The organism is Candidatus Cryosericum septentrionale (assembly GCF_003570995.1).
In the GTDB taxonomy this organism is placed as follows: Bacteria; Caldisericota; Caldisericia; order Cryosericales; family Cryosericaceae; genus Cryosericum; species Cryosericum septentrionale.
Genome location: NZ_QXIY01000011.1, coordinates 29,759 through 34,788, shown reverse-complemented (window position 1 = coordinate 34,788; position 5,030 = coordinate 29,759). Strand labels below are relative to the sequence as shown.

At 63.3% G+C, this 5,030-nt stretch carries 6 protein-coding genes; all 6 read right to left on the bottom strand.

Annotated features, from left to right (window positions below):
• A partial coding sequence (locus tag SMC1_RS11205; RefSeq protein WP_119085330.1) for a sugar nucleotide-binding protein occupies positions 1–176 on the bottom strand: 176 nt, incomplete at its 3' end.
• Entirely contained in the window at positions 173–739 is a 567-nt protein-coding gene (rfbC, locus tag SMC1_RS03000) for a dTDP-4-dehydrorhamnose 3,5-epimerase (RefSeq protein ID WP_119085329.1), read from the bottom strand. The genes rfbC and SMC1_RS11205, both read right to left, overlap by 4 nt.
• Positions 739–1,479 carry a sugar phosphate nucleotidyltransferase gene (locus SMC1_RS02995; RefSeq protein ID WP_119085328.1) on the bottom strand — a complete coding sequence of 247 codons (741 nt, stop codon included), beginning with the start codon at positions 1,477–1,479 and terminating at the stop codon, positions 739–741. The genes rfbC and SMC1_RS02995 overlap by 1 nt, the downstream gene beginning before the upstream one ends.
• Positions 1,476–2,345 (bottom strand): dTDP-4-dehydrorhamnose reductase, encoded by an 870-nt coding sequence (rfbD, locus tag SMC1_RS02990; RefSeq protein WP_119085327.1) that lies wholly within the window; start codon positions 2,343–2,345, stop codon positions 1,476–1,478. Before rfbD ends, SMC1_RS02995 begins: the two co-directional genes overlap by 4 nt.
• Positions 2,346–2,392: 47 nt before the next feature.
• On the bottom strand, positions 2,393–3,301 hold the full coding sequence (galU, locus tag SMC1_RS02985) for a UTP--glucose-1-phosphate uridylyltransferase GalU (protein WP_243626466.1): 909 nt from the start codon (positions 3,299–3,301) through the stop codon (positions 2,393–2,395).
• On the bottom strand, positions 3,298–4,734 hold the full coding sequence (locus SMC1_RS02980; RefSeq protein ID WP_119085326.1) for a phosphomannomutase/phosphoglucomutase: 1,437 nt from the start codon (positions 4,732–4,734) through the stop codon (positions 3,298–3,300). The genes galU and SMC1_RS02980 overlap by 4 nt, the downstream gene beginning before the upstream one ends.
• Positions 4,735–5,030 lie beyond the last annotated feature (296 nt).

The window sequence follows — 5,030 nt, the reverse complement described above, 5'->3', positions numbered from 1 at the left end:
GCTGCGCAGTTGACCACAACGTCGGGGTGCGAGGCCTCTATCGCTTGCCCCAGGGCGGCACGGTCAGTCACGTCCAGCTCGTCCATGACGCGGGCGGTCACGTCGACCGTGGGAGACAGGAGGCGGACGACGTCGCTGCCCAACTGACCATCAGCACCTACAACAAAGAGTTTCATTGCCCACGCTCCTTCAGGTATTGCGTCAAGGTCGGGAGGCCGGCGTCCCGGAGGGAGACGACGGGAGTGCCGACGCCCTGGAGCGGCCAGCCCACATGCAGCTGTTGGTCGGACCACACGATCCCTGCCTCATCCTCCGGGTCGTACTCGGTGGAACACTTGTACACGAACTCGGTACCGTCCTCGAGCGCAAGGAACCCGTGCGCCATGCCGGCTGGGATGTAGAGCTGGCGCCTGTTGACGGCGGAGAGCTCGATGCCGAACCAGCGGCCGAACATGGGAGAGGTAGGGTCGACGTCCACGGCGACGTCCCAGACTGCGCCTGCGATACAGCGGACCAGCTTGGCCTGGGGATGCACCTTTTGCAGGTGCAGACCACGGAGGATCCCGCGTGCGGACCGAGAGTGGTTGTCCTGCACAAAGACGTCCCAGATGCCGGCGGCGGCGAAGTCGCGGGCGCGGTACGTCTCCATGAAGAAGCCGCGCTCGTCCCCGTGCACGACAGGTTCAATCCACTGCACGCCTGGCAGGTCGGTCGTATGGAAGGTGAAGTGCTCGCTCATTAGTGTGATGCCTCCTCAAGCCCGAGACGAAGGTCGGCAGCGAGCTCCGTCGCCCTGCGCAATGATGGGAACGTGCCGGCATCCGTCCACCAGCCTTCGAGCACGGCGTAGGTGCACGTCCCTGCACGGATGTACGCGTTATTGACGTCGGTGATCTCCAGCTCGCCACGGTGCGACGGCTGCAGCGTGTCGATGATGTCAAAAACCGCACCGTCGTACAGGTAGATACCGATGACGGCGTACCTGGACTTCGGCTGGGGCGGTTTCTCCTCGATACCCAGGATGTGGCCGTCGGGCGAGATCTCGGCCACGCCGAAGCGCTCCGGGTCGTCGACCTGCTTGAGGAGCAGACGTGCGCCGGACTCTTGGGCCATGAATGCTGTGACGGCAGGCGTCAGGTCGTCCTCGAAGACATTGTCCCCCAGGATGACGCAGCAGCTGTCACCACAGCAGAAGCCGCGCGCAAGGCCCAGCGCCTGGGCGATGCCGCCTGCCTGGTCCTGCACCTTGTACGTGAAGTCGAGACCGAAGTCGTGCCCGCTGCCCAGCAGTTCCATGACGTCCCCCATGTGGTCACGCCCCGTCACGATGAGGATGTCAGTGATGCCCGCCTGCTTGAGGCGCGCGATGGGATGATAAATCATGGGATAGTTGCCCACCGGGAGCAGGTGCTTGTTGGTGACAGTAGTCAATGGGTGGAGACGCGAGCCGGTGCCTCCTGCCAGGACGATGCCCTTCATGAGGTCTCTTCTCCATGCAGCAGCACACGCTTGTGATCGACAAGGAACTCGTACAGGGCCTGGTCCCACTCGCTCATCATGTCCTGACCCTCCAGGCGCAGGTGCTCGTGTGCGAGCGGCGTCCGCAGGGGACGCGGTACGCGGCCGGGAATGTCCGCCGCATGCATAGGCACAAGCTGAATGTCCAGCCCGAGGATCGTCGCGACGGCGCGCGCAAACTCGTACCGCGAGGTCTGGCCCTTGCCGGTGACGTGGTAGGTCCCGACGGCGCCGCGCTGGATGAGGAGCATGGTCTGCTGGACGACCTCGGACGCACTGGTGGGGCTCATGACCTGGTCGTCGGGCAGGATCAACCGAGCACCGGTCTCCGCCGCCCGCACGACCGCCGTCACGGGGTTGTCACCATGCACGCCGTAAACATAGGCGATGCGCAGGACCAGGCTGTCGGGATTTGCACGCCGGACAGCCTCCTCGCTCATGAGCTTGGTGCGCCCGTACCAGTTGATAGGGTTAGGGGTGTCCCATTCTGCGTAGGCATGGTCCGCTGTGCCGTCAAAGACGTAGTCGGTGCTGATATGCACGACCTTGGCGGTCACCTTGAACGCAGCATGAGCCACGTTGCGCGCGCCCAGGACATTGATGCGGTACGCCTGGTCACGGTCCTTTTCGCACACGTCCACGCTAGGTTGAGCGGCACAGTTGATGACCACGGTCGGCTGAAGTTCCAGCACCGCGCGCTCGACGGCCAGGCTGTCTGCGATATCGCACTGCACATGCGTCAGGCCGGTCAGGTCATCCAGTGACGACAGCCGGTCCATGAACTCCCTGCCCAGGCGCCCGCCAGCACCCACCACGAGGACGGTCATGGCCTCAATGTACCACCCAAAGGGGATTTACCAGCTGACCCCAACAGCTAATCGAAAATAGTCTCAAGGGTCTCACTCAGGAACTGCCTCAGGTCGCCTGCCAGCTCGGGACGCTTGAGCGCAAGCGCCACGTTGGCCTTCAGCAGGCCCATCTGGTCCCCGATGTCGTACCGGGTCCCCTTGAACTCGCACGCGTAGACCTTCTTGAAGGGGAGCATGGCCTGGAGGGCGTCGGTCAGCTGGACTTCACCGTTCTTGCCCGGCTCCGTATGCTCGAGGGCGTCGAAGATGCCGGGCGTCAGGATGTAGCGGCCCACGATGGCCAGGTTGCTGGGGGCATCGGCGGGCTCGGGCTTCTCGACCAGCCCCGTCACTTCCCAGACACCGGGCACGACGGCGGTCCCCTCGATGATGCCGTAGCTAGACGTCTGCTCGCGCGGGACCTCCATCACGGCCACGACCATCCCCGGATACCGGCGGGCCACCTGCTGCATCTGCACGAGGCACGGCGTCGGGCCGTCGATGATGTCGTCCGCGAGGAGGACCGCGAACGGGTCGCCGCCGACGAACGCGCGCGCCTGCAGGACCGCGTCTCCAAGCCCACGCGGCAGCTTCTGACGGACATAGTAGACCTGGATCAGGTTGGAGATGCGCTGGATCGCGTGCAAGTCGTCGAGCTTGCCGTGGGACTCGAGCTCGTGCTCCAGCTCGACGGAGTGGTCGAAGTAGTCCTCGATAGCACGCTTGCCGCGTCCCGTCACCATCAGGACGCTCTGGATGCCGGCGTCGATGGCCTCCTCCACCACGTACTGGATCGCCGGCTTGTCGACGACGGGCAGCATCTCCTTGGGCTGCGATTTGGTAAGCGGCAGCAGGCGTGTCCCCATACCGGCTACCGGGATGACCGCTTTGCGGACTCCCATATTCTCTATCACGCCATCTTTGCGCTTGTTCATGGCGTAGCCAGCGATGCCAGCGTCTCGTCGAACGCCTTCTTCAACTGGTCGACCCGCTCCTGCGTCTTCGCTTCGAAGCGCAGGACAAGCAGGGGCTCGGTGTTGCTGGAACGTACCAGCCCCCAGCCGTCCGCCCACTCGACACGGGCACCATCGATGGTAACGACCTTGACGATGGTGTGCGCCATCTGCGGGAACTTCCTGCGGAACGCGTCGACAAACCCATGCACGAGGTGGTCCTTCTCGTCCTCGCGGCACGGTCTGCGGATCTCGGGGGAAGCCACCATGGGCGGCAGTGCCCTCAGCAGGTCTGAGAACACGAATTTCGGGTCGGCCCTCAGGCCGTTCGCCACGATCTCCACCAGGCGCAGCGTAGCGTAGATAGCGTCGTCGTACCCATAATAGCGGTCGGCGAAGAACATGTGACCGCTCATCTCGCCCGCCAGCTGGGCCTTCTCCTCGCGCATCTTCTTCTTGATGAGCGAGTGCCCCGTTGGCGACATGATGGCCATGCCACCCAACTTCTCCACGCCGTCGAAGAGGGTCTTGGAGCACTTGACCTCCCCGATGACCTTGGCCTTGCGTGGGCCCTTCCAGTGCGTGATGATATCGGCGGCATAGATGTAGGTCAGCTTGTCGCCCCAGACGACATCGCCGTTCTCGTCGACGGCGCCAATGCGGTCGACGTCGCCATCATACGCAATGCCGAAGTCCGCGCGTTCGGCAAGCACACGCTTGCGCAATCCCTCCAGTGTATCCAGGCGGGCGGGGTCGGGGTGGTGATTGGGGAAGGTGCCATCCGGTTCGACAAACATGAACACCGCGTCGATGTGCAGCTTCTTCATCAGGGCCGGGACGACCAGTCCCGCACAGCCGTTGGCACAGTCGATGACGACCTTGACCCGCGGCTTGCCCGCTGCGCCCAGGGGTCCATGACCAAACTGGTCAGCCAACTCATCACGGTACTTGGACAGCAGGTCAAGGTGAGACACCGAACCCACATGAGACGCGATGGGATAGCAGATCTCGGCCAGGTCCGCGATGCGCTGGATGTCGTCGCCGTAGAGCGTCTCCTGGCCGATGGCGACCTTGAACCCGTTGTACTGCGGTGGGTTGTGACTGCCAGTGATCATCATCCCGCCGTCCACGTGCAGAGCAAACAGGGCATAGTAGAGGGTAGGCGTGGGGACGACACCGATGTCTACGACGTCGCCACCTTGACTCGTCATACCATCGATGAGCGCGTCAGCAAGGTCCTCGCTGCTGGGACGCACGTCACGGCCGACAGCGAAGGTAAGCGAGGTTGCGCCGGTCCGTTGCCGCACAAGGTGAACGTACGCCTGGCCGATACGTCGGGCTGCTTCAGGCGTCAGTTCTTTGCCGACCTCACCCCTGATATCGTACATGCGAAACATCGACCTGTCGAACGCCATACGCCACCTCCCGTACACTGACAACTGCCATCGCCGTGAACAGTCCACCCAAGCAACGGTTCATCGGCCGCCTTACCTTCCAGCCATGTCCGACTTCCTCTATTTATGATAGTAGAGGGCGCAGGAGTGTCAAACGGACCGTCGGCCCCGAATAACGCGAGGCGCACACTGCCCTGACGTGGGCGCGTGCGGCTTGTCACCATGCGAGCTGCCAAGGTCACTCACCCGAGGAGCAGAACGCTTGACCGCTGCCACGCGCATAGCTATAATTATATTAATTGCAGGAGGAAGAGCCT